The sequence below is a fragment of the Rhizobium sp. RSm-3 genome (assembly GCF_001854685.1).
GTDB lineage: Bacteria > Pseudomonadota > Alphaproteobacteria > Rhizobiales > Rhizobiaceae > Rhizobium > Rhizobium ecuadorense.
The window spans coordinates 48,679-71,813 of sequence record NZ_MAWZ01000012.1 but is presented as its reverse complement, the minus strand read 5'-3'; the positions used below and the strand labels follow the sequence as shown (position 1 = coordinate 71,813).

At 63.0% G+C, this 23,135-nt stretch carries 25 protein-coding genes; 4 read left to right on the top strand and 21 right to left on the bottom strand.

What is annotated here, in order from left to right; all coding sequences use genetic code 11:
• Positions 1–95: 95 nt before the first annotated feature.
• From BBJ66_RS13085 to BBJ66_RS13020, 14 genes are all read right to left on the bottom strand, one after another.
• Positions 96–425 carry a hypothetical protein gene (locus BBJ66_RS13085; protein WP_049734557.1) on the bottom strand — a complete coding sequence of 110 codons (330 nt, stop codon included), beginning with the start codon at positions 423–425 and terminating at the stop codon, positions 96–98.
• Positions 422–1,426 carry a tail fiber domain-containing protein gene (locus BBJ66_RS13080; protein ID WP_049734558.1) on the bottom strand — a complete coding sequence of 335 codons (1,005 nt, stop codon included), beginning with the start codon at positions 1,424–1,426 and terminating at the stop codon, positions 422–424. The genes BBJ66_RS13085 and BBJ66_RS13080 overlap by 4 nt, the downstream gene beginning before the upstream one ends.
• The gene (locus BBJ66_RS13075; RefSeq protein WP_049734559.1) at positions 1,392–1,808 is read right to left on the bottom strand and encodes a GNAT family N-acetyltransferase; all 417 of its coding nucleotides are present in this window, start codon (positions 1,806–1,808) and stop codon (positions 1,392–1,394) included. Before BBJ66_RS13075 ends, BBJ66_RS13080 begins: the two co-directional genes overlap by 35 nt.
• Positions 1,805–3,628 (bottom strand): hypothetical protein, encoded by a 1,824-nt coding sequence (locus tag BBJ66_RS13070; protein WP_071087537.1) that lies wholly within the window; start codon positions 3,626–3,628, stop codon positions 1,805–1,807. Before BBJ66_RS13070 ends, BBJ66_RS13075 begins: the two co-directional genes overlap by 4 nt.
• The gene (locus BBJ66_RS13065; protein WP_071087535.1) at positions 3,625–4,332 is read right to left on the bottom strand and encodes a phage adaptor protein; all 708 of its coding nucleotides are present in this window, start codon (positions 4,330–4,332) and stop codon (positions 3,625–3,627) included. Before BBJ66_RS13065 ends, BBJ66_RS13070 begins: the two co-directional genes overlap by 4 nt.
• Positions 4,333–4,361: 29 nt before the next feature.
• On the bottom strand, positions 4,362–4,928 hold the full coding sequence (locus BBJ66_RS13060) for a hypothetical protein (protein WP_071087533.1): 567 nt from the start codon (positions 4,926–4,928) through the stop codon (positions 4,362–4,364).
• Positions 4,929–5,166: 238 nt separating this feature from the next.
• The gene (locus tag BBJ66_RS13055) at positions 5,167–5,952 is read right to left on the bottom strand and encodes a hypothetical protein (RefSeq protein ID WP_071087531.1); all 786 of its coding nucleotides are present in this window, start codon (positions 5,950–5,952) and stop codon (positions 5,167–5,169) included.
• Between the two features lie 24 nt (positions 5,953–5,976).
• Positions 5,977–6,951, bottom strand: a complete 975-nt coding sequence (locus BBJ66_RS13050; RefSeq protein ID WP_003587937.1) for a phage major capsid protein — start codon at positions 6,949–6,951, stop codon at positions 5,977–5,979.
• A 49-nt stretch (positions 6,952–7,000) separates the two neighbouring features.
• Complete coding sequence (locus BBJ66_RS13045; RefSeq protein ID WP_071087529.1) at positions 7,001–8,077, bottom strand: hypothetical protein; 1,077 nt, start codon at positions 8,075–8,077, stop codon at positions 7,001–7,003.
• A 93-nt stretch (positions 8,078–8,170) separates the two neighbouring features.
• A complete protein-coding gene (locus BBJ66_RS13040; RefSeq protein WP_071087526.1) occupies positions 8,171–8,482 on the bottom strand; it encodes a hypothetical protein in 312 nt (103 codons plus the stop codon).
• A gap of 14 nt (positions 8,483–8,496) precedes the next feature.
• Complete coding sequence (locus tag BBJ66_RS13035; RefSeq protein ID WP_071087524.1) at positions 8,497–10,638, bottom strand: hypothetical protein; 2,142 nt, start codon at positions 10,636–10,638, stop codon at positions 8,497–8,499.
• Positions 10,638–12,209 carry a terminase gene (locus BBJ66_RS13030; RefSeq protein ID WP_071087521.1) on the bottom strand — a complete coding sequence of 524 codons (1,572 nt, stop codon included), beginning with the start codon at positions 12,207–12,209 and terminating at the stop codon, positions 10,638–10,640. The genes BBJ66_RS13035 and BBJ66_RS13030 overlap by 1 nt, the downstream gene beginning before the upstream one ends.
• A complete protein-coding gene (locus BBJ66_RS13025) occupies positions 12,175–12,645 on the bottom strand; it encodes a terminase small subunit protein (protein ID WP_071087519.1) in 471 nt (156 codons plus the stop codon). The genes BBJ66_RS13030 and BBJ66_RS13025 overlap by 35 nt, the downstream gene beginning before the upstream one ends.
• 18 nt (positions 12,646–12,663) lie before the next feature.
• A complete protein-coding gene (locus BBJ66_RS13020) occupies positions 12,664–12,900 on the bottom strand; it encodes a spike base protein, RCAP_Rcc01079 family (protein ID WP_071087517.1) in 237 nt (78 codons plus the stop codon).
• A gap of 1,048 nt (positions 12,901–13,948) precedes the next feature.
• Here BBJ66_RS13020 and BBJ66_RS13015 point away from each other — a divergent pair.
• Entirely contained in the window at positions 13,949–14,794 is an 846-nt protein-coding gene (locus BBJ66_RS13015) for a dienelactone hydrolase family protein (protein ID WP_071087515.1), read from the top strand.
• Positions 14,795–15,036: 242 nt separating this feature from the next.
• Here the strand turns inward: BBJ66_RS13015 and BBJ66_RS13010 are convergent, their stop codons facing one another.
• From BBJ66_RS13010 to BBJ66_RS12995, 4 genes are all read right to left on the bottom strand, one after another.
• Positions 15,037–15,474: a hypothetical protein gene (locus BBJ66_RS13010; RefSeq protein WP_083335557.1), complete on the bottom strand. Its 438-nt coding sequence runs from the start codon at positions 15,472–15,474 to the stop codon at positions 15,037–15,039.
• A 269-nt stretch (positions 15,475–15,743) separates the two neighbouring features.
• On the bottom strand, positions 15,744–16,271 hold the full coding sequence (locus BBJ66_RS13005) for a YidB family protein (RefSeq protein WP_071087512.1): 528 nt from the start codon (positions 16,269–16,271) through the stop codon (positions 15,744–15,746).
• 134 nt (positions 16,272–16,405) lie between these two features.
• On the bottom strand, positions 16,406–16,747 hold the full coding sequence (locus BBJ66_RS13000; RefSeq protein WP_071087510.1) for a hypothetical protein: 342 nt from the start codon (positions 16,745–16,747) through the stop codon (positions 16,406–16,408).
• Between the two features lie 202 nt (positions 16,748–16,949).
• Positions 16,950–17,696, bottom strand: coding sequence for a glucose 1-dehydrogenase (locus tag BBJ66_RS12995; protein WP_071087508.1), 747 nt, complete (start codon positions 17,694–17,696; stop codon positions 16,950–16,952).
• Positions 17,697–17,803: 107 nt separating this feature from the next.
• Here BBJ66_RS12995 and BBJ66_RS12990 point away from each other — a divergent pair, with 107 nt between their 5' ends.
• Positions 17,804–18,148: an ArsR/SmtB family transcription factor gene (locus BBJ66_RS12990; RefSeq protein ID WP_071087506.1), complete on the top strand. Its 345-nt coding sequence runs from the start codon at positions 17,804–17,806 to the stop codon at positions 18,146–18,148.
• Between the two features lie 56 nt (positions 18,149–18,204).
• On the opposite strand, the gene BBJ66_RS12985 is transcribed toward BBJ66_RS12990, so the two are convergent.
• Both BBJ66_RS12985 and BBJ66_RS12980 read right to left on the bottom strand, forming a co-directional pair.
• Positions 18,205–18,612: a GFA family protein gene (locus tag BBJ66_RS12985; protein ID WP_071087504.1), complete on the bottom strand. Its 408-nt coding sequence runs from the start codon at positions 18,610–18,612 to the stop codon at positions 18,205–18,207.
• A gap of 199 nt (positions 18,613–18,811) precedes the next feature.
• Positions 18,812–19,300 (bottom strand): RidA family protein, encoded by a 489-nt coding sequence (locus tag BBJ66_RS12980; protein ID WP_071087502.1) that lies wholly within the window; start codon positions 19,298–19,300, stop codon positions 18,812–18,814.
• 196 nt (positions 19,301–19,496) lie between these two features.
• Between BBJ66_RS12980 and BBJ66_RS12975 the strand changes: the two genes are divergently transcribed.
• Positions 19,497–20,195 (top strand): TetR/AcrR family transcriptional regulator C-terminal domain-containing protein, encoded by a 699-nt coding sequence (locus BBJ66_RS12975; RefSeq protein WP_071087500.1) that lies wholly within the window; start codon positions 19,497–19,499, stop codon positions 20,193–20,195.
• A gap of 438 nt (positions 20,196–20,633) precedes the next feature.
• Positions 20,634–22,556 (top strand): adenylate/guanylate cyclase domain-containing protein, encoded by a 1,923-nt coding sequence (locus BBJ66_RS12970; protein ID WP_071087498.1) that lies wholly within the window; start codon positions 20,634–20,636, stop codon positions 22,554–22,556.
• Positions 22,557–22,791: 235 nt separating this feature from the next.
• Here the strand turns inward: BBJ66_RS12970 and BBJ66_RS34745 are convergent, their stop codons facing one another.
• On the bottom strand, positions 22,792–22,968 hold the full coding sequence (locus tag BBJ66_RS34745) for a hypothetical protein (RefSeq protein WP_161492675.1): 177 nt from the start codon (positions 22,966–22,968) through the stop codon (positions 22,792–22,794).
• Positions 22,969–23,135: the final 167 nt, after the last annotated feature.

Here is a 23,135-nt window from a genome sequence, read left to right as displayed (position 1 = left end):
GCCACTGTCCGTTCGGCAGAAAAGGCCGACAACAGCAGGTGGAGCCTAAATCGCGGGCGCTAGCGACCCTTGACAGCAAAAGGGCTCCGGCATCGTCATGGAATACTGCGCTGTCCACCGAACAGCGACGACAGGAAGCCAGGGGGCTTCGCCGGCGGAGTGGCGGGCACGCCGGGCGGAATGGCAGGCGCGGCCGTCGGCGCCGCGGGAGCCTTGGCCGCAGTAGACTGCCGCTCCTGATCCTGCTGCCTGATCGCCAGCCCACCCATCAGCGCCTGCGCCAGCCGCGCCGCGCCCTGCCACGGCGACTGCACCGGGCTCGCATCCATGCCCTGCTCCAGCATGGCGTAGGCCAGTTGCTTGCGCTTGTCGTCGATGTCGCTCTGGGTCCTGCCGGTATTGCCGGCGAAGATGGTTGGGATCATGCCACTGCCCTTCCGTAGAAGACGCGGTCGAAGCCGTCTTCGTGTTCGAACACCGCGTCCGGATGGATTTTTCGCACATCGTCGGACATCAGGCCGAGCTGCATCGGGCCGCCGTCCTTGTAGCGGTAGGCGTAAACAGGCAGGCCGTTATCCAGCGTGCCGACGCGTTTGATGTCCTCCTTCAGCCGCCGGTCGGATTTCGCCCAGCCGCCAAGGAGTGTTCCGCCGAGCCCGAAAAGGCCGCCCATCGCGGCGTTGGATTGGGCGACCTGGCGGTCGTAGAGGCCCATTTTCTGGTTGAAATTGTCGTTGATCAGCCCCGCCTGGTCGACGTTCGGCAGCTGCGTCGTCGGCGTGTTGACGTAGCTCGGCTGATGCACCTGCGATCCCGACATCAGCGCCGAGATCTCGTTCAGCGGCTGGTTGCGCTCGGTCAGGATGGCGTTCTGCGCGTTCGAATACATATCGCCGAGATACTGGTCAGAGGCGGCCTGCTTGCGGGTGGAAAAATCGCGCATGGCGTTGTCGTAAGCCGCCGAGCCCATCGAGATGCCCTTGTCGGCCAGGCTCTGGTCGAGGCTTGCCTGATCGCGGTCCCATTGGTTGTTGAAGCCGGACTGCCAGTGATTATTGACGTATTTGTCGACATTGCCGGCGCTCAAATCGACATTGGTGCCGAGGATGCCGGAGATCTTGCCGGTCTGGTCGTTGGCGAGCCTGGCGAGGCCGAGCTGGGTCTGCTGCGTCTGGTCGTAGATCGCCTGGTTTTCCGGCGAATAGGTCTGATAGGCCGAATAGGTCGGCAGTTGATAGGTCTTGCCGGTCTGGTCTTTCATCGTCTGGTAGCCGCTGACCTTGTATTCCAGCGAGCCATCCGGCGTGTACTGGTTGGTGTGGCTCAAGCCGGCATTGGCGATGGCGGTGTCGACGTTGGTGGCCGTCTGGGCCGCCGCGGTCTGGGTCGGGTCAGGCGCCTTGGGGGCCTTCGGCGTGGAGACCATAGAGAAAATCCTCCTTCATGATTGCGTAAAGCAGCGCGTCGCAGTCGCCGAAATAGGCCTGCTGGCGGCCTTCCAGCCGGGCGCCGAGCCTTGCGAGCATCGTCTGGGCGTCGAAATTGTCGGCCCGGGTCCTGGCGGTTGCGCGCCGGCAGCCGAGCTGATGCACGACATATTGAAAAACCGATCGCATCAGCGTCCGCGTCAGCCGGTCGGCGGCAAGCGAGACCTCGACGTCATGCGCGGTCCAGACGTTGAAGACGAAGCCGGCAATGATCCGGCCGCGGTCGACATGGGCAAGCGTGGTGTAAGGCGGGTGGAAGCTGACGCCGATCCGGCCGCCGACCCAGGCGGCGATTTCCGCGCGCGGTTCGGAGACGATCAAATCGGCGTGCCCTTTTCGTAAAGCACCGAGCCGCCGACGACGGCGGCTTCCGAGACGGAGCCGGAGGAGCCGGAGATCAGCGCGCGGATCGTCGGCGCCAAGGCCGAACCGGCGCCGCCGGCGGAGGCGAATTTGCGCACCAGCGAAACGCCGGGAAATTTCGACACGCCCCAGACCGCCGTTCCCCATTTAGCCGCCGCGTTGTTTTCGACGGAGGACAAAAGGGCCGTCGGAATCTTGGTCTGGTAATCCACCGAGATCCCGCCATACATCAGCGAGGAAACGCCGATCTGCGCCGTCACCCCGATCAGCTTCGAGAGCTTGGTCGAGAGCCCGTCGCCGTAACGGCTCCACGCGCCGACCATCAGCGCGTCGATCGCCACGCCATTGTCGTTGGCGCCGACCTCGGCCTCATAGACCGTGCCGGTGCCGGCGCCGAAGAACAGCCGGTCCTGCCAGGTCGCCCAGCAGGAGGCGGGCATGCCGACGAAGCGGCACCAGGCGCCGGTCTCGGTGTTCATCACATATTGATAGGGACCGACGGAGGACGGCAGGTTGACGATCGCCATCTGCCTGGCCGGGAAGCTCGAAAGCTGCCACTCCTGCGAGGTCGTGCCGGTTGCCGCCACCGTCTCGCGCCAGGTCGGGCCGATCCTTGAAGTAATCGCCCCGAGGCTGGTGGCGCCGCGGTCGAGCTGCACCGCCTTGGTGATCGGCACGATGCCGTCGGTCGTCATGATCGCCAGATCGGCGCCGACCGAGAGCAGGCATCGGTCGCTGCCGAGCGGCCGGCCGAGCTTGAAGGTGCCGATCAGGCCCCAGTTCGAAACACTCGAGGGATCGGAGCCCTGGAAGACGATCACCTCGCCTTCCGAGGAGATCAGCACCAGGCACTGCTGCAGGCCCGTCGAAACCGGAATCGTCCAGACGTTGATCGCAACCAGCGTGCCGCCATATTTCATGTTGCCGCCGACCGGCAGCACCGTGGCCGCACCGCTGACGGCGTCGGTGGCGAGATACCAGACATTGGTCGAATTCTTCTCGATGAACCACAGGCGCGAACGATAGGCCGTCACCGCGATCAGCAGCGACGAGTCCGATATGCCTGATATCATCGTCGAGGCGACGTAAGGGGTGGCGGCCGCGCCCTTTTCCAGCTGCGCATTGGTGACCGTTCCCGTCACGGTGACGACGAGCGTGCCGGCCGCCGGCGTGAAGGCAAGCGACACCCGGTTGTTGACGCCGGTGCCGTTCAGCGTACCGGAGAAGGCGCCGGAGAGCGTGACCGAGCCGGTGCCGAAAAAGCTCAGCGTATAGGCCGTATTGCGGACGGCGACGTTCTGGGTGGCGAGCACTGCCGTGCCGACCAGAAAATTATTGGTCCAGGAGGTGCCGTTGAAGAGCAGCGGCGTGTCCAGGCCATTGACGAGACGCAGGAATTCCTGGCCGGCCGGGTTGGTGTATTGCTGCACCGACCAATGGGCGCTTGCCATGCCGGAGACGACGGGCGCACCGGCAGCACCGCCCACCGTCACGTCGAAGATCTTGTCGCCGGCGGCGGCAAACAGCCTGTTGCTGACGCCCGAATAGGGAATGACCGTCTGCACGTCGCCGCCGAGGCCGGTTGAGAAGGCGAGAAAACCATAGCGGGCGCGGACGCGGTTGGCCTCGGGAAAGAAGTTGTCGAGCTGAAACGCCGCATCTGCGGGCATATCGGCCATCTCGACATCGGTTCGCCAGCCGCCGATCGGCGCGATCCAATCTTTGCTCGGCGAAACGCGGCCGGTGCGCCCATTCGGAGGGACAGGTCTGCGGGTCATGGATTTGCCCCCGTGATCGTGCCGGGCCAATAATTCTCGGGCGCCTGACCCCGCGCCGGCAGCGACAGGTCGACGGGGCTTGCGGCGCGGTCGGCGCCGATCGCCGCTTCCTTGGAGCGCTCGAAGCTAGCGATCTCCTCGCCGTAATCGAGGCCCTTGGCCCGCTTCCAGCGCCAGATCAGCGAGAGTTCGAGGAGATCTTCGGGAAGACGGGCGGTATCGCTGTCATCAGCCCAATTGCCCGCCGTGGCCGCGCCGCCATTCACCGTCACCCAGAAGCCGGAGATATAGGCATATTCGACCGTCTCGCCTGGGGCATTCGGGTAGATGTCGAGCTTGCCGCCGGCCATGCGCCAGATCTGCGGCACCGGGTTTGAATTGAGGATCGTGTGGCGCTGCCAGGTCTGCGGCTCGACAGGGCCGTTGAGCTGCCAGAGGCGCGCGGCATTCCAGATCGTGGCGTTGGCGGCGAAGCGGTTCCAGTCGGCAGGCGGCTCTGCCGGTTCCGGATTTGCACCGGTCGCCACGAACTGCCGCCGCACCATCAGCGCCGACCAGTCATGCTGGCGCATCAGGTCGCGGCCGGCGCGGGTGGAGAGGATGCGCAGCTGCATGATCTGCGGATCCGCCGAGGACATGACGGCCGCCGGCGGATCGAGGTCGATTTCCGCGCAGACGTTCTGAATGATGGTCAGGAGCGACATGCGGGGGGTCTCCGGTTCAAAGCAGTTGTTCAGGCGGCCGGGCGGCTGCGGGCCTTGCTGCCCTGGCCGTCGTTTTCCAATGCCTCGAAACGCGAGGCCATCTCCTTCATCTGCTCCTGCAGACGGGTCACCTCGTCCTTCAACCGTTCGTTTTCGGCGGCAAAGGCGGAAGCGGCGCTGGAGTTCTCGGCGGTGGCGAGATAGGCTCGGGCAGCGGCAGTCAGCTCGTTGGCGCCCATGCCGATCTTCTGCTTGGCGGTGTCGGAAAGGGCGGCGAGCTGCTCGACGGTATAGATATTGACCGCCTCCATCTCCTTGATCTGGCTGGGCTTGAGATAGGGCCATTGGGCCAGCGGCGTGCCGGTCAGCTGCTCGCGGGCCTCGGCTCCCTCCTTGAACCGCTTATAGGCGTCGGCAAAGCGCTGTTTGTCGTTGTCGGTCACCTCGCGGTAGACCTCGGTGTGTTTGTCGCCGGCGATGAAGATGCGGACGAATTCCTTATCGGCAAAAATCGGCCGGCCTTCCTTCTCGGTCAGAAAGGTCTGTTCGACCGGTTCGAGGCTGAAGGAGGCATAGATTCCGGTGTTGTCGGGCATGTGCTGGTCTCGCTGGTGATGGCGGGGAGATGCGGGCGCCGAAGCGCCGGCTGTGATGTCGTGCCGGTGGCTGCCCCTCACCCTAACCCTCTCCCCGTAAAAACGGGGAGAGGGGACGTGCCCTGCGAGAGGTCTGTGGGGACGGAAAGCTCGCGGCTTGCTCCCTTCTCCCCGCGCGCGGGGAGAAGGTGCCGGCAGGCGGATGAGGGGCACACCGAACATAGAAAGGTCGACGGCTTTAGTTCACCTTCGACAAAAACGGCCGCATCAGCGTCGCCTCGAGCACGCCCGTCGCGGTGACGGTGATACCCGTGCCGTTGGCCGTCGCATTGGCCGAGAGCGTGATGCTCTGCACGACGCCATTCGGGCTGTAGGTGATGCCCGCAATCGTCGTGCCACCAGCAATGCCGGTGCCGGAAACCGCCGCACCGATGAACGGACCGGAACCGGCACTCAGACCGGCGATACCCGCCAGCAGGTTGGAGCCGTTGACGGTGTTGGCCGTAAACGTCTGGTTGGCGGCGGCAAAGTTGACGTTGGCAATCGCCTTGGTGGTGGCGGTGGCCGAAGCCGGGGCGCTCGCCTGGCCTGCGGTAGCGGTGGTTTCGGCAACGACGAGGGCCGCCGTTGCGCTTGCCACCTGCGACGGCGCCTGGCCGTTGCGCTGCAGCCAAATGTAATAGGTGCCGGCTGCGAGCGTAATGGCGCCGACCGGACCGCCGGTCAGCGTCGGCGGCTGGGCGGCACCGGAAAAGACGCCGCAGCGCTGGCCGACGACGGCCGCCGCCGTGGTCAGCAGCGAAGCGACATAGTCCCGGGTCCACTGAAACCACTGGCCGGGCTGAAGGGTCGTCTGCGCGGCCAGCACCAGCTGGCAATAGACCCATTCAGATTCGCGATCGCCGCCGGCAATCGCGCCGAGGGCGAAGTTCGGCCCGGGAATACCGGAGCCGGAAACGATCGGGCCTTCGACGACGAACGGGTTCGCGCCAAGACGATCGGACTGGATTGTTGCGACCGACATTTGCTTTATTCCTTTCGTGGACGATCAGGCGAACAGCACGCCCTGCAGGAAGGCGTTGTTCATGGTGAGGTTGCCGGCAAAGCCCATCAGCTGGACGAAGGCATCCTGGTTGGTGTTCATGCGCTCGTCGCCGATCGGTGCCATGTCGCGGTCGCGGTGCGGGCGGTAGAACAGGTATTTGGTGTTCAGGAAGAACATCTGATTGAGCGGCGCACCGCCGCCGAAGCCGCCGTCGAAGATCACGTCGGCGCCCATATATTGCAGCGACTGGAAGCCGGCCATGCCCTTGTCGGCCGAAGTGATGCGCTGGATCGCCTGCAGCGATTCCCAGTAGAGGCGGAAGAAGTTGTTGTCGGCGACGACGAGATCGGGGGCGTCGGAGCCGCGCACGCAGGACATATAGAGCCGGTTCATATAGCTCTGGATGTTGGCATTGGTGGCGGCCGCACCGCCATCGGCCGAGGCCGAGAATTTCTGGTTGCGCCAGAAACCCCAGGTGGCCCGCGAGATGCCGCCGACGGTGCCTGAGGTCGGCGAGGTCGAGATCAACAGCTGCAGGCCGCCGATCTGCCGCCCGCCATCGGCCGTGCCGTCGGAATAGCAGTCGAGCGCGATGTTGTTCTTCAGCGTCGTTTCGGCGTTCTCGATACGCTGCTCGAGCAGATCGAGGATCGCATCCTCGCCGGAATTCTGCAGCTGTTCGAGGCCGGACATGGAGACGGCGACCGCGGCCTGTTTCAGGTCGTATTCGGCGGCGGTGATGACGTCGGAGGGTTGGACGTTCAGGATATCGTATCCGGAATACCGCTTAAAGGTAGAATTTTCCTGATACTGCAACTCTTGGACGATAGTGCGGCCGCCGGAGATCGGCTTCTTGCGGCCGCGGCTGTTGAGACGGGTGAGAAGACCGTTGTTCTTCGTCACGTCGTCGGCGACCGTGCCGCTGCGGTTGCGCAGCGTCGTGGTGACGATTTCAGAGAGATTGGGCGAGATGGGCATCGATCGTTCCTTTAATCAGACTTGGCCTTTGATCAGAATTGGCCTTTGATCAGACTTGGCCGCGCGAAAAACGCATGGCGTCGCGCAGCGAGTCGCGGATGGAGGTGGGCTGGCCCCTTGCCGCATCGCGGGTCGGGCCCGGGGCGGAAGAACCAGAGATGGATCGCGAGGCGCGGCGGGCTTGATCTGCCGCTGCGGCCCTCTGGGCTTGGAGTGGTGGGACGGAGGCTTGAGCAGTCTGGCTGATCAACTGCCGGCGAATGTCCGGGCGCATCCAGCATGCGGCGTCGTAGGCGTCCTGGAGCGAGAATGCCCGCCCTGCGTTGACGAGGGCGATCATGTCGTCGAGCACATCTTCGGCGTGCGCGTTTGCCGGGTCGGAAAGGAAGGCATCGACTTGAGTTTCGGTGTCCCTTTTCCTGAGAACATGTTCGACCGTCGCCTCGACATTGAAAGATCGAGGCTGCGGTTGTGATAAGGCCTGCTGCGAATTGCGCTGCAGGATCTCTCCCGTCTGACCGTTGACCAGGGCGTGCAGATTGACCCCGGCCATCCTGGCGACGTGAACGACGGTGTTGACGGGATCGTGGATCAGTGCCTTCTCCCAGTCGATCGCCCGGCGCATGACATCGGCATGGGTCATGCCGGCCTGGCGGATGATCGGGGTGAACTCCTCCAACCCCTTGTAATCCTGGAGAACGCGGAAGCCGTTATCGACCTCCTGTTCCCGTTTGGCGATCGCCGCCTGCACTTCGCCGGGAAGGCTGGTGAACTGCGCCTTGGCTTCCGCCGACCAGCCGGGCGGAACCCGGCTGCCGCTGGCTGCCGGCTGTTCCCCGCCCTGCCCGCGGTTCTGCGGCGCCGGCTGCTGGGCGGCATTTGCCGCCGGCGCCTGCCCTGCCCGCTGAGAGACGGAGGCTTGCTCCTGCCCCTTGGCCAGGAAGCGGCCGTTTTCGCCGTCGCGCGGCTGGCCTGATATATCGCCCGGTCCATTGGTCTCGACGGTGTCGATCGCCGCTTTCAAACTGTCGCGGATGCTGACGGGCCTATCGCTCAATGACTTGTCGTCGAACGCACCAAAATCTTCGCTGCCGCTGCCGGCATCGTTCAGGTCTTCCATATCCATGGGGAAATTTCCTATGTCGGGGATTGATGCCCGTTAGAGCTTTTTATGCATGTCGTTATCCCGGAACCGCTGCACACTTCCGGGCGCCATGCATCAGGCGTTGTACTCGGTGTAAACCCGCCGCAATTCGTTGCGGATCTCGTTGCGATCCGTCTTCGGCTGCTCGATCGGCTGCGGCTTTTCATTGCCGATCTCGACCACCCCGGCTGCCCGGTAGGCCGAACGCAGCCTGGCTTTCGAGGTGTAATGCTTGCCGTCGTGCATCGACTGGATGTCGATGCTGTCGCTGACGAAATGCGGCGCCGGCAGATCCGATTGAGCCGGGTTTTGCGCCCGCATGCAGTCGTGCGGCCATCGGTCGAGCTGGTGCCAGCCGCCGCAGACGCGGCAATAGCGTTCTCTCATGCTGTTGCTCCCGTTCACTGATAGGGCGGCTGCGCCTGGAATTGCTGGCCCTGGATCTGCTGCCCCCCGATCTGCTGCAATGCCTGCGCCGCCATCTCACCGCGCGCCTGCTCGACGGTGGCGCGATGCTCGATCTCGGCCTCTGCTACACTGAGTTCGGCCTTGCGCTGTTCGGCGCCGGCCTTCACCTCGGCGGTTTTCAGCTTGAGCATCTCGCCGGGCGATGGCTGCGGCTCCGGTTTCGGCGCGCTTGCTGCCTGGGAGAGCTGGGCGCCCACCTGCTCCAGCGTGCTTTCGAGCTGACGCCCGGCCCGGAAGCCGCGGGCGGCAAAGAGCAGCGTCTCGACCATGACAGGCACCAGCATCGGCGACTGCTGCGCCATGGCGCCGGCCTGCTGCATGAAGCCGCCGACCATCTGGACGAACTCCATCCGGCGCTGCTTTTCGGCGTCCTCGTCGGGCTCGATGGTCGAATCCGTCTCGATCTCGATCTGGAAGCCGCGAATGCTGTCATTGCGCAGGAGCTGCACCACCTCGTCGATCGTCGGCTGCCCCATCATCTGCTGCAGCTGCGGCGGCATTTCGGGCGGCGCCATTCCTGGGGACGACTGGGCGGGTTGCCCCATCTGCTGCGCCCGCATCGCCGCCTGCTGCGCCGCCATCTGCATCTGCTGCATCTGCATCTCGACCTGCTGCTTCTGAGCCATCGTCGGCAGCCGGATGCCGCTGACGAGCATCAGCGTTTCCGGCTGGAACTGGTCGCAGATGATTTCGCCGGCAAGGCGGATGATGTCGCGGGCAAAACGGGCCAGCTCGGCCTGGCGGTCGCGAATGCGGATCGAGCCCCACTGGCTCTTGATGCGCTGGGCTGTGGCCGTCTCCGATGCCTGCGTGTCGCCGCGCACGATGTCGGAGATGCCGGTGATCTGATATACATCCTCGATCAGTTGCTTGCGGGCCGACATGCAGGCGACGATCACCTTCTGCACCTCGTCGATCGGCAGCGTCACGATCGCCTTCGAGCCGCCCTTGTCGGTAAAGGCCGCCCATTCCGGGATCGGCACCATGACCATGTCGTTCTCAGGCCGCATCGCCTTCTCGATCGCCGGCGAGATCGCGCCGTCGCCGGAGGGATAGAACACCTTTAGTCGGAGCTGGTCGGTCAGCTTGTTGATGCGCTTTGTGAGAAGATCGATCTCGTCGCATTGCTGCTGGTAATAGACATAGTCGGGAACCGGGATCAGCGAGCTCGTCGACATCGTGCCGTAGGCCGGGCGCGGGCAAGGCCAGAAGTGCGTCAGGTCGAGCGGCGGCTCGGAAACCTCAAGCGCCACCGGCGAACCGTCGGCAATCCAAACGGTATAATTCTCGCTCTTGCACCAGATCTCCCAGACATGGGTCTTGCCCTCATTCTCCAGGCGCTCGGCCTGGCTGGTGCCCTTATTGCCGGCCGCACCTTCGGCCGCTCGCGATGCCATGGCCTCGGCGCCGAAGCGCTTTTCCATTTCCTCGTCGGTCATCGGCACGCGCCGCGCCACCCAGGTCACGTCCTTCCAGCGCCGCGCCGGCGAATGCAGGAAATCCGACCAGTGGACATAATCGATGCAGACACGCTCGTCGCTGATCGCTTCCGGCTGAGCGCCGCCCATCCGACCTGGCAAACTCTCGGGTAGATTTTGGGCTGCCGCCGGGTTCGAGGGGGCGACGCCCATATCGAGCGGCTCGAAATCGGCCTCGTAACGCAGCCACACCGTGCCCCGGGCGCAAAGCAGAAAATCGTCGCGCACCGCCCGCATGATCGAATCGAGATCGGCCTCATCGCCGGTATAGGCGAGATTGCGTTCGACCAGTTCCGAGGCGATGCGCGCCACCGGCTGGGCATCCTTGAAGCGGCGCTCGACGACCGGCTGCGGCACGCGGGCATAGACGGCCGGCTGCATCACCGAGGTATTGGCCCAGAGCATCGGAAAGCGGCGCTTGGCGGCACTCGTCTGGTCGGACTGCTGGTCGAGATAGATCTTTTCGATCTTGACGCAGCGGTCGTGCCAGGACTTGAAATAGCGCTGGGCGCGCTCGAGTTCCTGCTGCCAATGGGCGCCGACCTTGGCCGGATCCCAGCGCTGCCCGTCCTCTGAAGCCGTTATCTCGTCTTCCATCAAACACGCTCGCTATGTCTAGGGGTGGCATCGGCAAATTCGTTGAATGTCATCGTCTGGAACGTCGGCAGCGACTTACGCTCGGACTTCAGCGGTTCGGGCGCCAATCCGGTGAAGATGATCGCCAGGCCGCCGAAAGCATCCGCACCGTGTGACGCCCAGTTGTGCAGCGGTTCGTCGCGGAAGACGCCGAGATCCTCGTCCCAGTCCTTGCGGTAATTGCGCAGGCACTTGATGCCGTCGGCGCAGCCGGCCTGGTCGAACTCGACCTTGGCCAGGATGCGCCGGGTGGCGTTGATGCGGTCGTGCACATAGGCGCGCTCGACCTTGCGCACCGTGCCGAGACCACGCGCCTTGACCTCTTTCAGCATGACTTCGATGCGGGTCATGCCGCCGCGCGTCCATTCCCTGACCTTGATGTCATGCGGCATGTTGTGGACGCCGTAGATATAACCATTGTCGCGCGCACGCCGCTCCAGCTCGCCGAGCATGCCGTCCATGCCAGTGCCGGTATGCTCGAAATAGCCGATCATCCGCACCCGGCCGGGCAGCACCTGGAACAGCCAGACGCTGTTGGCATCGTCCATGCCGATGTCGGAGATGGTGTGAACCGGATAACCTTCGACATGCGGGAAAACCCCGATGCGCTCTTCGGCGTCGGCGACCGCCATCTGATCGGCGTAATAGGCGCCCTCGACGCTCGCCTCGAAAGCCTCGGCCGGCGTCGAGGGATATTCGCGCTTCATATCGCCGAGCTGGGTTTCGGCCTTCTTGACGTACCAGGCCCTCTGCCCATCGGTCAGCGTGATCCCCTGTTCGCCGAGCTGGCGGAAATATTTGACGAAAGCATCGCTGACGATGACGCCATCGGCCGCGATCGAATAGTGCGGCTCCTTCCACCAGGGGAAGAAATGAAACTTGAAGTCCAGTTCGGTCAGCTTCGCCGCCTGGCGCTGCTTGACCTGGCCGTCCTCGCAGAGCGAATAGAAATGCCCTTCCTGGCCCTCCGCCGTGCTTTCGACGAAGACCAGCTGGCCGGCCTGCACCGTGTTCAAGGCGCCGGTGCGGACCTCCCTCGCCTTCTCGGGATATTTGGCGCAGAGCTTTCCATATTCGGAAATATGCAGATATTGCAGCGTTCCCGAGCGCAGCGAGGTGCCGACACGGATGCTCGAATTGTTGGCGAGCAGCAGTTCGGCCTGGTTGCCCCTGACGACGGGCACGGCGTTGCGAATGCCTTCGGGCAGATTGTCATAGGGATATTTGATCTTGTCCCGAAAGATCGTCTGCACGTCGCCCAGCGTATGGGCGATGGTGCCCGCCCTGATATCCCGGTTGAAGACGCAGGCATCGAGCATGAAGATCTGGATGAAGGTCGTCAGCCCGAGCTGGCGGGCCTTCAAAAGCACGTTCAGATAATGCATCTGCTCGAAGAAGGTCGTCTGCATCACGTTCATCTCGAACCTGACGCGCCGGCCCGCTTTGTCGGTGATCCAGTAAAGATTGTTCAGCCGCCAGCGCCAGTCGGAAAACTGGTCAACCGCCGTTTGGAAGTCCGCGGGTTTTGCCATTGATATCTTCCAGCAATTGCGAGACTTCGCCGGTCACGCCCTGTTCGGGCTCGGCCTTGGCGCCGTATTTCTTCGGCTTGAGCTTCTCGGCAACCCATTGGCGGGTGGCGATGCGCAGCTGCGAGCGCCGGATCGCCTCGCCGTTCTCCTGCCAGCCGGTGGTTTCGCCACTAGCATTCTTCTTTTCGATCCAGTCGTTGCTGCGGTCGTCGGCAATCTCGACCAGCTCGTCGACGAAGCCGTCGGCGAGGATCTCGCGCGCCAGCGCATAGCGCGCCCGAAACGCCGCCTTACCGTCATCGGCGAGCCAGGAGAGCACCGTCGATTTCGCCGGCATATCCTCATCCCGGCAGATCGACCGCAGGCTTTCCCGATCGGCAATGCGCTCGCAGATCTTCTCGGCCAGCGCCTGGGTGAACTTGGTCGGTCTGCCCATGGGTCTGTTTCTGAAAGCTCAGAACAGCGCGATGATGTTGGACGCCGTCGTCCCGGTCAGCGCCACGATGGCCGCATGCACCGGCAGGATCGTCCCGGCCGGCACGCTCCTGAAAATCACCGGATCCATATCCCGCCGCGGCGCAATCGCCACATCGCCCGCCGTGCCGATATAAAGCGCCCGCGCCCCGACGATCGCACTATCATTCGGCGTTACCACTGCGGCGCGGGAGGCCGGCGCAATCGAAGCGTCCATTGCAGTTCTCCTTGTGAGAAATGGGTTTCCATGCCGATGCGGCCACAGAGGGGCACGTTTAGCTCCGGTAGGTTTGGCGAAAACGACCCTCCACCCTCCGTCATCCCAGGCCTCGAGCCTGGGATCCATGCCCACGTCTGGCGGAGGCCAACGTGGATCCTCGGGTCAAGCCCGAGGAGAACGGAGCAAGGGATGAGCACTGTGCCAAACCCGCAGTGGCGTTCGGTAACGCTGGCCGGGGAGCCTCGGCGAATGCATGCGATCGAAGAGCGATACCGACTAGATCATCGACATTGCCTTCGGATTCAATATTCGCAGTTTGGATTTGCGGTAGTGATAAATGATCCGCCGGGGGGTGATCAAGCGCTAATTGGCCCAGTTTTGAATCAAGCCTGCCCGGCCAGCTGGCGGCAGAATGCCCCGCTATCCGACAAGTTTGGCAAAACCGCCACCCCACCCTCCGTCCTCCTCGGCCTTGACCCGAGGATCCATCCCCGCCACTTGATGGAAGCCAGCTTGGATCCTCGGGTCAAGCCCGAGGAGGACGGAGCAAGGGGGAACTCTGGGAAAACCCACGGTTGCGCTCAACGAGCTTGGCCGGCTCGCAACTCTAGTGAATGGCACAGTCGACCGCAGCCGACACCGATTTGATCGTCATTCGGTAAGGATTCAAATCTCGCAGCTTGGATTTACGGTAGGCTTAACCGACTTGCCGGGGGGTGATCAAGGCCTTTCCAGCGTAGTCCCGAGTCAGCCTGAAACTCTGCTCCGCCCGGCCAGCTGGCGGCAGAATGCCCCGCTATCCGACAAGTTTGGCGAAACGCTACCCCACCCTCCGTCCTCCTCGGCCTTGAGCCGAGGATCCATGCCCGCCACTTGATGGAAGCCAGCGTGGATCCTCGAGTCAAGCCCGAGGAGGACGGAGCAAGAGGTCAACTCCGTGAGAAATAGCGGTTGTGAACTCTTCCCCGCCCAACCCCATCCGCTTTGCCAACCTTCAGCTCCGGCGTACAATGAGCATTCTGTCGCTCAAACGATGGAGGCGTCAGTGAAACCCGCGAGACTTATTATTTGCTTTGCCGCCCTTCTCGGCATCACGCTTGCCGAAAACCCAGCCGATGCCGACGAATTGGTGCGGTTCGAAAGCGCTCCCGTCAAACTCAGCGCCTTTCGAATACGCAAGGCCGCGGAACAGGGAGAATTTCTCGCCCAACCGCCAGGCATACCGTTGCTCGGATATTTGTCTCGCCCTGGCGGTGACGGTCCCTTCCCGGCGGTCGTCGTCATGCATGGATGCGAGGGTATGCGTCCGAGCGTCAAGGACCTCTGGCCGAAACGGCTGGTCTCCTGGGGTTACGTCGTGCTTGTCGTCGACAGCTTCACCACCCGCAATATCCAGGACACCTGTCGAAGCGCTCTCCCCGATCGCGTCTTCGACGCCTATGGCGCTTTGAATTTCCTATCGAAATCGAGCTTCGTCGATATCAGGCGCGTCGCGCTGATGGGCTTTTCCACGGGCGGCACTGCGACGCTGGAGGCCACGAAAATCGAAGGGAACGAACAGTTGATGGAGCACAAGTTCAAGGCGGCGGTCGCCTATTATCCGGCCTGTGGGGCAAGTCAGGGCGATGCGACGGTGCCGACCCTGATCTTAAGCGGCGACCGAGACAATTGGAGCCCGGTTGAACCATGCCGGAAGAGGCTTGCTCGTGTTGGTGACGATGCCCCGCCAATCGAACTCAACCTCTACAAGGGTGTTTATCACAATTTTGATGCCCCGGAATTCACGGCGGGGAGAAGGGTGCTGGGTCATATCGAAAAATACAATCCGGACGCCGCAGCAAAGTCCATCCGCAGCGTCTACACGTTTCTTCGGACATCCCTGTCGAAATAAGTCTGCCATCCGCCAACAGCGAGTGTGACACCCAACACACCCCCAATCTCCGTCATTCCAGGCCTTGAGCCTGGAATCCATGCCCGTTGCTGATGGGTGGTCGGCGTGGATCCTCGGGTCAAGCCCGAGGAGGACGGAGCGTGGGGTGAACTCTGCGGCAAATCAGCGACGTATGGCGGAAGGAGAGCGTCGGTGCGCTCCCTGATCCCCTCCTCAGCCATGCCCGCCCGCCAGCGGAGGCACTACCGCGAGAGCATCGCCTTCAGTCGCCGTTGCAAGGCAGGATGTTCGGCAGACATGCGAACCTGGCTAAGCGCGTAACGCATGGCGGGCGTGAAGGGAAGCCAATGCTGCAGATGATCCAGCAGTTCATCCGACATCATGTCTTCAAGCGGGCCGGCGCCCAATTGACCGAGCGCCTCTTCGTGATCGGGCAATTTGGCTTGCTCGACAATGGCGAGAACCCGCTTCAACACCATCTCTTTCGGATCGTGAAGCAGGATCGTCGACCAGTACCATGCGCCGGGATCCGCCAGATAGGCCTGGATATAGGCTTCAGCGGCAATCGATGGCTTTCCAAGGGCAACCATGTCAGGCAGCCAGGCAGGATCGGACGCGATGGCGCTGCGTGTGAAAACATGGGGTGCGGAACTATCGGAGCTGCGATGTCTCTTGTTCACTTCCGGGCGATCCGCGTTGATGGCAACAGGTGATTTAGCGCGCCGCAGAATCCTCATCAAGTCCGACCGCAATCATCACGCGCGTCAGCGGCGAGTGTGGCACCAGGCCTTGAGCCTGGAATCCATGCCCGCCGCTGATGGGGGGCCGACGTGCATCCTCGGGTCAAGCCCGAGGAGGACGGAGCGCGGGGTGAAAGCTGCGGCAAATCAGCGATATATGAGCTGACGCGCGCCGGCTGCCTGCCGGCCGCGCGCCCCTTAGAGCAAACCTAAATTCCACCCGGCCGCGACGTGGTCGAATTGCTCGCCGACGACAAAAAATCCTCTTCTGGTGTCGGCAGCTTCCCCTCGGGCGTCAGGTCGTCGACGGCTTTGGGGAGATCGCGGCTCAGCCGGCCGAGAATCTCCTCTCGCGACAGGCCGGTGTTCCGCGCGATCTCGTTCAGCACATCCGGGCCGAGGGCTTCGGCGAGCTGGCCGTCGTTGATGTCGGCATTCTGCCCGGGTCTCACCCATGAGTCGATTTTGTCGCCATGGCCGTTCTGCTGGAAGGTTTTCAGGAGATCGCCGAGGCCGCCGCTGACGATGCTGCCGGAGGTCAGCCCGCCGAGAAGTCCGCCTAAACCACCGGAGCCGCCGAGCCCGCCGAGGATGCCTCCAAGGCCGCCGGGCTGCTGGCCTCCGGGACCCTGCTGCGGGTTCTGAATGCCGCGCAGGAGTTCCCCGATCTTGTCTCTGTTCTGGTAGCCGGCAACGGCAAGAACGGCGAGAAGCGCCTTCAATTGACCGCTCATCATGATGAATCCTCCCATGGTTCAAAGACTGCAGCCGACCCATGCAGAGCGCTGCATGGGCAGCAATGTCCGGCGCGCCCAAAGGTTCCGCGCCGGGCTCGCAAACCCGGCCCGTCCATCTTGCCGCTCACGCCATATCAGATTTGCGGGCAGCCGCGCCGGTTGGCAAAGGTCATCCGATCCGGTCCCCGGCGCGTCATCCCCTGGACGACGATTGCGCGCGGCGACATGCGGACGATCTGCGCCCGGCGAAGTCCTTCGCTGCGGGCGATATCGAGCGCATCGTCCGGATCGCAACCGCGCCGACCGCGGCGGTCATATCGGTCATAACGATCACGGTCGCGATCGCGATCGTAAACACCGACGCCGCCGGGGCCGACCCGCAATTCCAGATCTTGCGCAGCCGCGATCGTCGGCGAGATCGTCAGGCCGGTCATGGCTGCGAGGCCGACCAAGATGAATTGAAGAGATTTCCGCATGAGTTTCTCCCAGGATTTTGCGCTGTATCGCAAACCCAACCTCGCCATGCGGAGTTTGTTCCTGAAATCTGAGGGCCCGGGCCTTTAGTCGGAATGTGCGGAGGGCTTACCCCATGCGGGGCTTCTGATTGCCACGGGGAGTGGAAAGCTCTCTCCGGCGGGGAGCGCGCGCCCCGTAAAGACGCGCGCCATCAACCAACCCTTAGCGGAAACCGCCGCTGGCATTCAGCCGTTCGCCGGTCAGCCAACGGGCGTCGTCGGAAGCGAGGAAGACCGCGACGCCGGCAATATCGTCCGGCTGGCCGACGCGGGCAAGCGGCGTCTGGGCGACGATGGTCTGCTCGAAATCCGAGCCGATAACGCCGGCCGTGTGCGTTCCCTCGGTCTCGACCACTCCCGGCAGGATGGCGTTGACGCGGATCTTGCGCGGGCCGAGTTCCTTGGCAAGCACGCTGTTGATGCCATCCACGGCGCCCTTGGTGCCGGTGTAGACGGCAGAGGCGGGCGGCGCCACGCTGGTGACCACGGATGAGATGTTGATGACGCTGCCGCCCTCGCCGAGATGTTTGACCGCAGCCTGGGTGGTCAAGAGAACGCCGAGAACATTCACGTCGAACATGCGGCGATACTGTTCCTCGGTTACCTCTTCGAGCGGCGCGAATTCATAGACGCCTGAGTTGTTGACCAGCACATCGAGCTTGCCGAACTGCTTGACCGCGGCATCGACCAGGCCCTGCGCCTGCTCGGCCTTGGAAACGTCGCCCTGCACCGCGATCGCCTTGCCGCCGGCCGCATTGATTGCCTCAACCACGGCGTCTGCCCCGGCCTTGCTCGAAGCGTAATTCACCACCACGTCAGCACCTTCGGCCGCAAGCGCCTTGGCAATCGCGGCGCCAATGCCTTTGGAGGCCCCGGTGACCACAGCGACCTTTCCCGTAAGCTTAGCCATATCCAATTCCTTCTGATCCGGACTGCCGTCGAAACTGGCGGCTTTGTTCCGTAGTTCAGAAATTCGGAACTGTTGATCTTAATGTCAAGGGTCGCTATATAAAATTCATGAGACCGCTCTTTCACCCAGCCCTAGAGGACATCCGGCCCGAGGCGATCCTTTATGCGCTTTCCGATCCGGAGCGCGCCGCAATTTTCGCCTGGCTTTCCGGTGCCGGCTGCGGCGGGACCTGTTCGGCCCTTGGCCAACTCGGCGAGCGCGTCATCCCGAAATCGTCACTGTCGAACCATTTCAAGGTGCTGCGCGAATCCGGCCTGATCCTCAGCGAGCGCCAAGGCGTGGAGATGCGCAACCAGACCCGCTGCGCCGAACTCGACGAACGCTTCCCGGGGCTGATCAAGGCCATTCTGACGGCCTACGGGCAGCTTCCCGGCCAGCCGAAGGCGGATTGAACCGCCGGCACGCCGTTTGCCAAACCGCGTGCCCTGCCCGCGATGATCGAGCAAATTCACTCGTCGGCATGACGCTCGATCGCCTCGGCCAGACCGATCCAGTGCGGACGACTATTCCACCAATGAACATGATCCGGCGCGGGAAAGGATGGATCGGCAAATGTGCCGCCCGCGATGACGACCCAGCCCGGGAAGTACGCTCCGGATTTCGAAAATCCACCGCCGCCGCAGATCCGGCAAAACGCTTTCATCACATCAGCTGTGCTTTCGCCCTGCGGATACCATACGGAATAGTCTCCGGAAACGACCCGGACATTCTCCTCGCGGAACCATACATTGTGGGAAAGCGCGCTGCCGGACGCACGCTGGCAACGTCTGCAGGTGCATATGTGGTTGTGCAAAGGCTCGCCATCGACCTCCAGGGACAGGGTGCCGCAGCTACACTTGGCATGAAAGATCGGCATGTGATTGTTCCGTGTTGACAGACGGTTGTCGATCTTACGGTTCTGCAATCGACAAGGTCCATCGGAAATTTCAAGCCTTTCGATGCGAGGTCGTCCGTCCCGTACATCCCCCGCAGCAGTGCACAATTTCATGCTGCCCGCGGGCTGGTCCGCTCGCGAGCTTGCTTCGCTTTCGACCTGGCGAACTGCCGTCCCACCGCTACTCCAGAACAACGACGGCTTCGACCTCGAAGAGCATCGGGTCGATCGCCAGCTTGGGGACGGGAATCAAGGTCTGCGCCGGCAGCGCTGCGCCGAACATCTCTTTGACGTTCTCTGTCAGCACTGGAAGCTTGGACATATCGTGATCGACCACGAAGACCGTCAGCTTGGCGACCTGATCGGGCCTGGCGCCAAGCGCATCGAGGGCGCTGCGCAGATTGGCGTAGGCCTGCTTCACCTGAACGGCGAAGTCGGGCGACAAGGCGCCGGTACTGTCCTGGCCACCCTGCCCGGAAATATAGGCCAGCCGTCCTTCCCTCGGCACGATCACCGCCGTGCTGTAGCCATTCGGCGAGGGATCGTAGAGGTTTTTCGGATTGACGATAGTCAGCGTGAGATTGGCCTCGCTGGCGGCGGTTTTCGCAGGAATTCCAATGGTCATGAAGATGAGCCCTCCGATGAGCAGATGCGTGATTGCGCGTGGCATGATTTTCTCTTGAGCGTTGAAGACTGCGGGCCACCTCGCCGCGGCCGGCAGGATTGAACGTCGGTTTGTCGCCTCTACGATTGACTCGTACAGTGTACGATTAACTTGCATCGTACATCGTACGAGTCAATCCGTCAGCATCGACATTCATCGCTTTGTCGGATTAAATCGGCAATCTGATCAGTAGGGAAAACGGATGGCAGCCAAACGCAGCGGCGCCGGGAATACGCGGCCTCAACGGAAAGCTCCATCGCCCCCGTCCGGGCCGGAGCCGCGCAGTGAACAGGCCCTGTCGCCGGAACGGATCGTGGCGACCGCCATCGAGCTGCTGGATGCCGAGGGGCTCGACGGATTGAAGATGCGCCGGCTCGCCGATCGCCTCGGCGCCGGCGCGATGAGCCTTTATTGGCACGTCGGCAACAAGGAGGAAGTCTTCGACCTGGCGCTCGATTCGGTGCTGGCATATCGCGGCCCGGCGCCAGGGGATGTCTCTCAGGACTGGCGCGGGGACGTCGTTCATCTGCTCAAGGACTGGCGCGCCGCCATGCTGCGCCATCCCTGGTCGGCATCGCTCTTGCCGCGCCGGGCGCTCGGCCCGAACATCCTTGCGCGCCTGGAACTGCTGAGCAGCACCCTGTCGAGAGCCGGTGTGGCCGACGCCGATCTGAACGTCGCGATCTGGTCGCTCTGGAACTATGTGATCGGCGCCACCACCACCCGGGCAAGCTTCGACCTCTCGGACGAGGACAGAGCCGCCGGGCAGCAGCGCCTGACAGCTCTCAGTCAACACTACCCCACCATCGAACGCTCCCGGCTGCTGCTCGACAATGACTGGGACGGCGCCTTCAGCAAAGGCCTCGACTTCCTGCTCGATGGCCTGGTTCCAGAACAATGAATTTGTCGTCCGCCGCTGGTGGGGCCGGCGTGGATCCTCGGGTCAAGCCCGAGGAGGACGGAGGGTGGGGTGAACTCAGTGGCAAATCCAGCGCTGTAAGGCGCAAGAAAAGGGTCATTGCCCGCTTGGCTCTCTCCTCAACCTCCATTGCCTCCGGTCCTGTCGGCGCCCCGGCGGCGTTTGGCGAAACCGCACCCCCCACTCTCCGTCTTCCCAGGCCTTGAGCCCGGGATCCATGGCGCCGCTGGTGGAGACGGCGCGGATCCTCGGGTCAAGCCCGACGAGGACGGAGCGTGGGGTGAGCCTTGTGGCAAACGCAGCGATCACCAGCTTGTGCAAGCCTTCAAAAAGCAGTTAGCTGGCATCGTTGGGTAGCGCATGCCAGACAGACCTTGCGCTATCCGTGCTGAGACGTGTCCGCATTTCGGGGGAAATCGCGTGCGCTGGTCCAAACCGCTCAGACTGCACCTCGGCGTCCTGGTCGTCGCGTCGTTGCTGTGCACGTCGGCGCCGATCATCTGGATGGCGTTCAGCCGCGGAAGCGATGCTGCGGTCAGTGCAGGCGCGCAGCAGATGCGGGCGATGAGTTTGCGGCTGATCGAGGGATACCGCAATACACTGCAGGGCGTCACCGAGGCGGTGGCGCTGGCATCCACCCTGCCGCAGCTGGTTTCCCTGCCGCCTCAGGATATCAAGGAAAAACAGCAGTTCTTTCAGGAGGTTCTGCGAAACGTCCCCAACGCCACCAGCGTTTACGCCGGCTACCCCGACGGCTCCTACCTGCAGGTGATCAATACCGCCCGGCGCGACGCTCGCCAGACGCTTGCCGCACCCGATGGCACGGCTTTCGCGATCAGAATGATCGCACGGAGGCAGGGCCCCGACATCATCTCGACGCTGCGTTTTCTCAACAGCGATGCTGAGGTGATCGGGGAGCGGAATGTCGAGGATACATCCTTCGATCCGCGGCAACGCCCATGGTATCGATCGGTCGTTCAGGACGGCGTGCCGGTTTCCGTCGGCCCCTATGTCACCGGCACCCTCAATGTTCCGACGCTGACGATCGCAGCCCCGATGCGGGACGATGGAAAAGTAGTGCTCGGCATCAACATTCACCTGCTGACCGTCAGCCGCCTGCTCGACGCCGGGGAGATTTCGCCAAGGGCGCGGGCCTATATCATCGATGCCAACGGCAATCTCGTCGCCCATTCCGACCCTGATATCATGAGCAGGATCATCGGCTTGTGGTCGAGAACATCAGGCGCCTTTGGCGCGACGGCAAACCGTTTCGACCCGAGCCTCGAAACCGTGACGCGACTGAGGCAGGATCCGGCCTTTGCCGGCGGCGGCCTGGCACGGGTCGATTTCGATGGCGAAACCCATCTGGTGCAGATCGCTCCGGTCAGCGTCTCCGGCCTGTTCACGGGAAGCGTGGCTGCCATCATCGTGCCGCTGGCGGATCTGGTGGCCGAGGCCAATCGGCTGCTCCGGCGCAATCTGTTCATTGCCGCCGCGTTCCTGCTCGCCGGTGTCGCCGCCTCGGTGATGCTGTCGCGCATGGTCAGCCGCTCGCTCTACCGGCTGGCCGACGAGGCGCGCAGGATCGGCGATCTGGAGGTCGGCGAGAAACCGATGTCCCACTCCTGGATCAGCGAGATCAACACGCTGGCGAGCGCGCTGTCGGCCAGCCGTCATGCCATCGGTCAGTTTGCGCTTTATGTCCCGCGCGAAGTGGTCCGGCAGATCGTCGATCCCGAGACGACGATCGTGGGAGCGAAGCGACAGGAGGTGACCGTACTGTTCACCGACATCAAAGACTTCACGACCATCTCCGAGCAACATTCGCCCGAGGAGGTGGTGGACACGCTTTCTGCCTATTTCGAACTGCTGAACACCATCGCCGAGCGCAACGGCGGCACGGTCGTGCAATATCTCGGCGATTCCATTTTCGTCATGTGGAACGCCCCGGTCGACGATAGCAGACATGCCGAACACGGCTGTCGATGTGCACTCGCCATGAAAGCGGCGGTCGACGGCTTGAACGAAGCCAATCTCAGGAATGGCCGCCCGGAACTCCTGACGCGATTCGGATTGCACACCGGCCCGGCCGTCGTCGGCAGCTTCGGCGCGATTTCGCGTCAGCAGTACACGGCCATGGGCGATACGATCAATGTCGCGTCACGGCTCGAAGGCATGAACAAGGCGCTCAACACATCGATCCTGGTCAGCGCCGCCACCCGCAACGCCGTCCCCGACCGCTTCACCTTCCGCCCCTTCGGCCTCGCCCCGGTCAAGGGACGCGCCGAGAAGGTCGACATATGGGAGCTCGTCGGGGAAATCGGCGCCGAGCCGCCAAGATGAGGCGTGCCGAGGAGATGATGCTGTGCCTTGTAATGGCAGCGCAGCAAGATAGACCAAGGCTGACGGCTGAGTTTGGCGAAACCGCACCCTCAATCTCCGTCATCCCAGGCCTTGAGCCTGGGATCCATGGCCCCGCTGGTGGCGGCCGACGTGGATCCTCGCGTCAAGCCCGAGGAGGACGGAGGGTGGGGTGAGGTTCTGGGCAGGTACCGCGCGGTATTTTCCCAAAGAGAATTTAATTCTGGCGGTTGGCGCGCCTTCTCGCAGCTACCGCGGCATTGCCTGTCAGCATCTTGCCCGTCGATGCCTCATAAATAGGGGCGTCTTCCGCTTGCTTCGTCGGCGCGGAGCAGCACATCTTGTCAAGCGTGCAGCGTATCAAACCGGTCTGGTCGCGGATACCTTCAGCCAAGCAGCGATCCATATGTCGTTTGACCATAGCCTCCCGCTGTTGAGGGCTGAGTTTCCCGGGGTGTCCGCAGGCTGTGAGAGCAAATGCGATCGGGATTAGAAGTGCCAATTTATATTTCATGACCGCCTAATGTCGAAACTATCAGCGCCCTTATAACCAGGGGCGAC

Bases quoted from the DNA above. Each gene is read 5' to 3' on its own strand.
- BBJ66_RS12975 (WP_071087500.1), top strand. From the start codon at position 19,497: ATGGCAGCCAAACGCAGCGGCGCCGGGAATACGCGGCCTCAACGGAAA.
- BBJ66_RS12990 (WP_071087506.1), top strand. From the start codon at position 17,804: ATGAGACCGCTCTTTCACCCAGCCCTAGAGGACATCCGGCCCGAGGCG.
- BBJ66_RS12985 (WP_071087504.1), bottom strand. From the start codon at position 18,612: ATGCCGATCTTTCATGCCAAGTGTAGCTGCGGCACCCTGTCCCTGGAG.
- BBJ66_RS13050 (WP_003587937.1), bottom strand. From the start codon at position 6,951: ATGCCCATCTCGCCCAATCTCTCTGAAATCGTCACCACGACGCTGCGC.
- BBJ66_RS13085 (WP_049734557.1), bottom strand. From the start codon at position 425: ATGATCCCAACCATCTTCGCCGGCAATACCGGCAGGACCCAGAGCGAC.
- BBJ66_RS13005 (WP_071087512.1), bottom strand. From the start codon at position 16,271: ATGATGAGCGGTCAATTGAAGGCGCTTCTCGCCGTTCTTGCCGTTGCC.
- BBJ66_RS13060 (WP_071087533.1), bottom strand. From the start codon at position 4,928: ATGCCCGACAACACCGGAATCTATGCCTCCTTCAGCCTCGAACCGGTC.
- BBJ66_RS13000 (WP_071087510.1), bottom strand. From the start codon at position 16,747: ATGCGGAAATCTCTTCAATTCATCTTGGTCGGCCTCGCAGCCATGACC.
- BBJ66_RS13030 (WP_071087521.1), bottom strand. From the start codon at position 12,209: ATGGCAAAACCCGCGGACTTCCAAACGGCGGTTGACCAGTTTTCCGAC.
- BBJ66_RS13020 (WP_071087517.1), bottom strand. From the start codon at position 12,900: ATGGACGCTTCGATTGCGCCGGCCTCCCGCGCCGCAGTGGTAACGCCG.
- BBJ66_RS12980 (WP_071087502.1), bottom strand. From the start codon at position 19,300: ATGCCACGCGCAATCACGCATCTGCTCATCGGAGGGCTCATCTTCATG.
- BBJ66_RS12995 (WP_071087508.1), bottom strand. From the start codon at position 17,696: ATGGCTAAGCTTACGGGAAAGGTCGCTGTGGTCACCGGGGCCTCCAAA.
- BBJ66_RS13045 (WP_071087529.1), bottom strand. From the start codon at position 8,077: ATGGATATGGAAGACCTGAACGATGCCGGCAGCGGCAGCGAAGATTTT.
- BBJ66_RS13080 (WP_049734558.1), bottom strand. From the start codon at position 1,426: ATGGTCTCCACGCCGAAGGCCCCCAAGGCGCCTGACCCGACCCAGACC.
- BBJ66_RS13070 (WP_071087537.1), bottom strand. From the start codon at position 3,628: ATGACCCGCAGACCTGTCCCTCCGAATGGGCGCACCGGCCGCGTTTCG.
- BBJ66_RS13065 (WP_071087535.1), bottom strand. From the start codon at position 4,332: ATGTCGCTCCTGACCATCATTCAGAACGTCTGCGCGGAAATCGACCTC.
- BBJ66_RS13055 (WP_071087531.1), bottom strand. From the start codon at position 5,952: ATGTCGGTCGCAACAATCCAGTCCGATCGTCTTGGCGCGAACCCGTTC.
- BBJ66_RS13035 (WP_071087524.1), bottom strand. From the start codon at position 10,638: ATGGAAGACGAGATAACGGCTTCAGAGGACGGGCAGCGCTGGGATCCG.
- BBJ66_RS13040 (WP_071087526.1), bottom strand. From the start codon at position 8,482: ATGAGAGAACGCTATTGCCGCGTCTGCGGCGGCTGGCACCAGCTCGAC.
- BBJ66_RS13025 (WP_071087519.1), bottom strand. From the start codon at position 12,645: ATGGGCAGACCGACCAAGTTCACCCAGGCGCTGGCCGAGAAGATCTGC.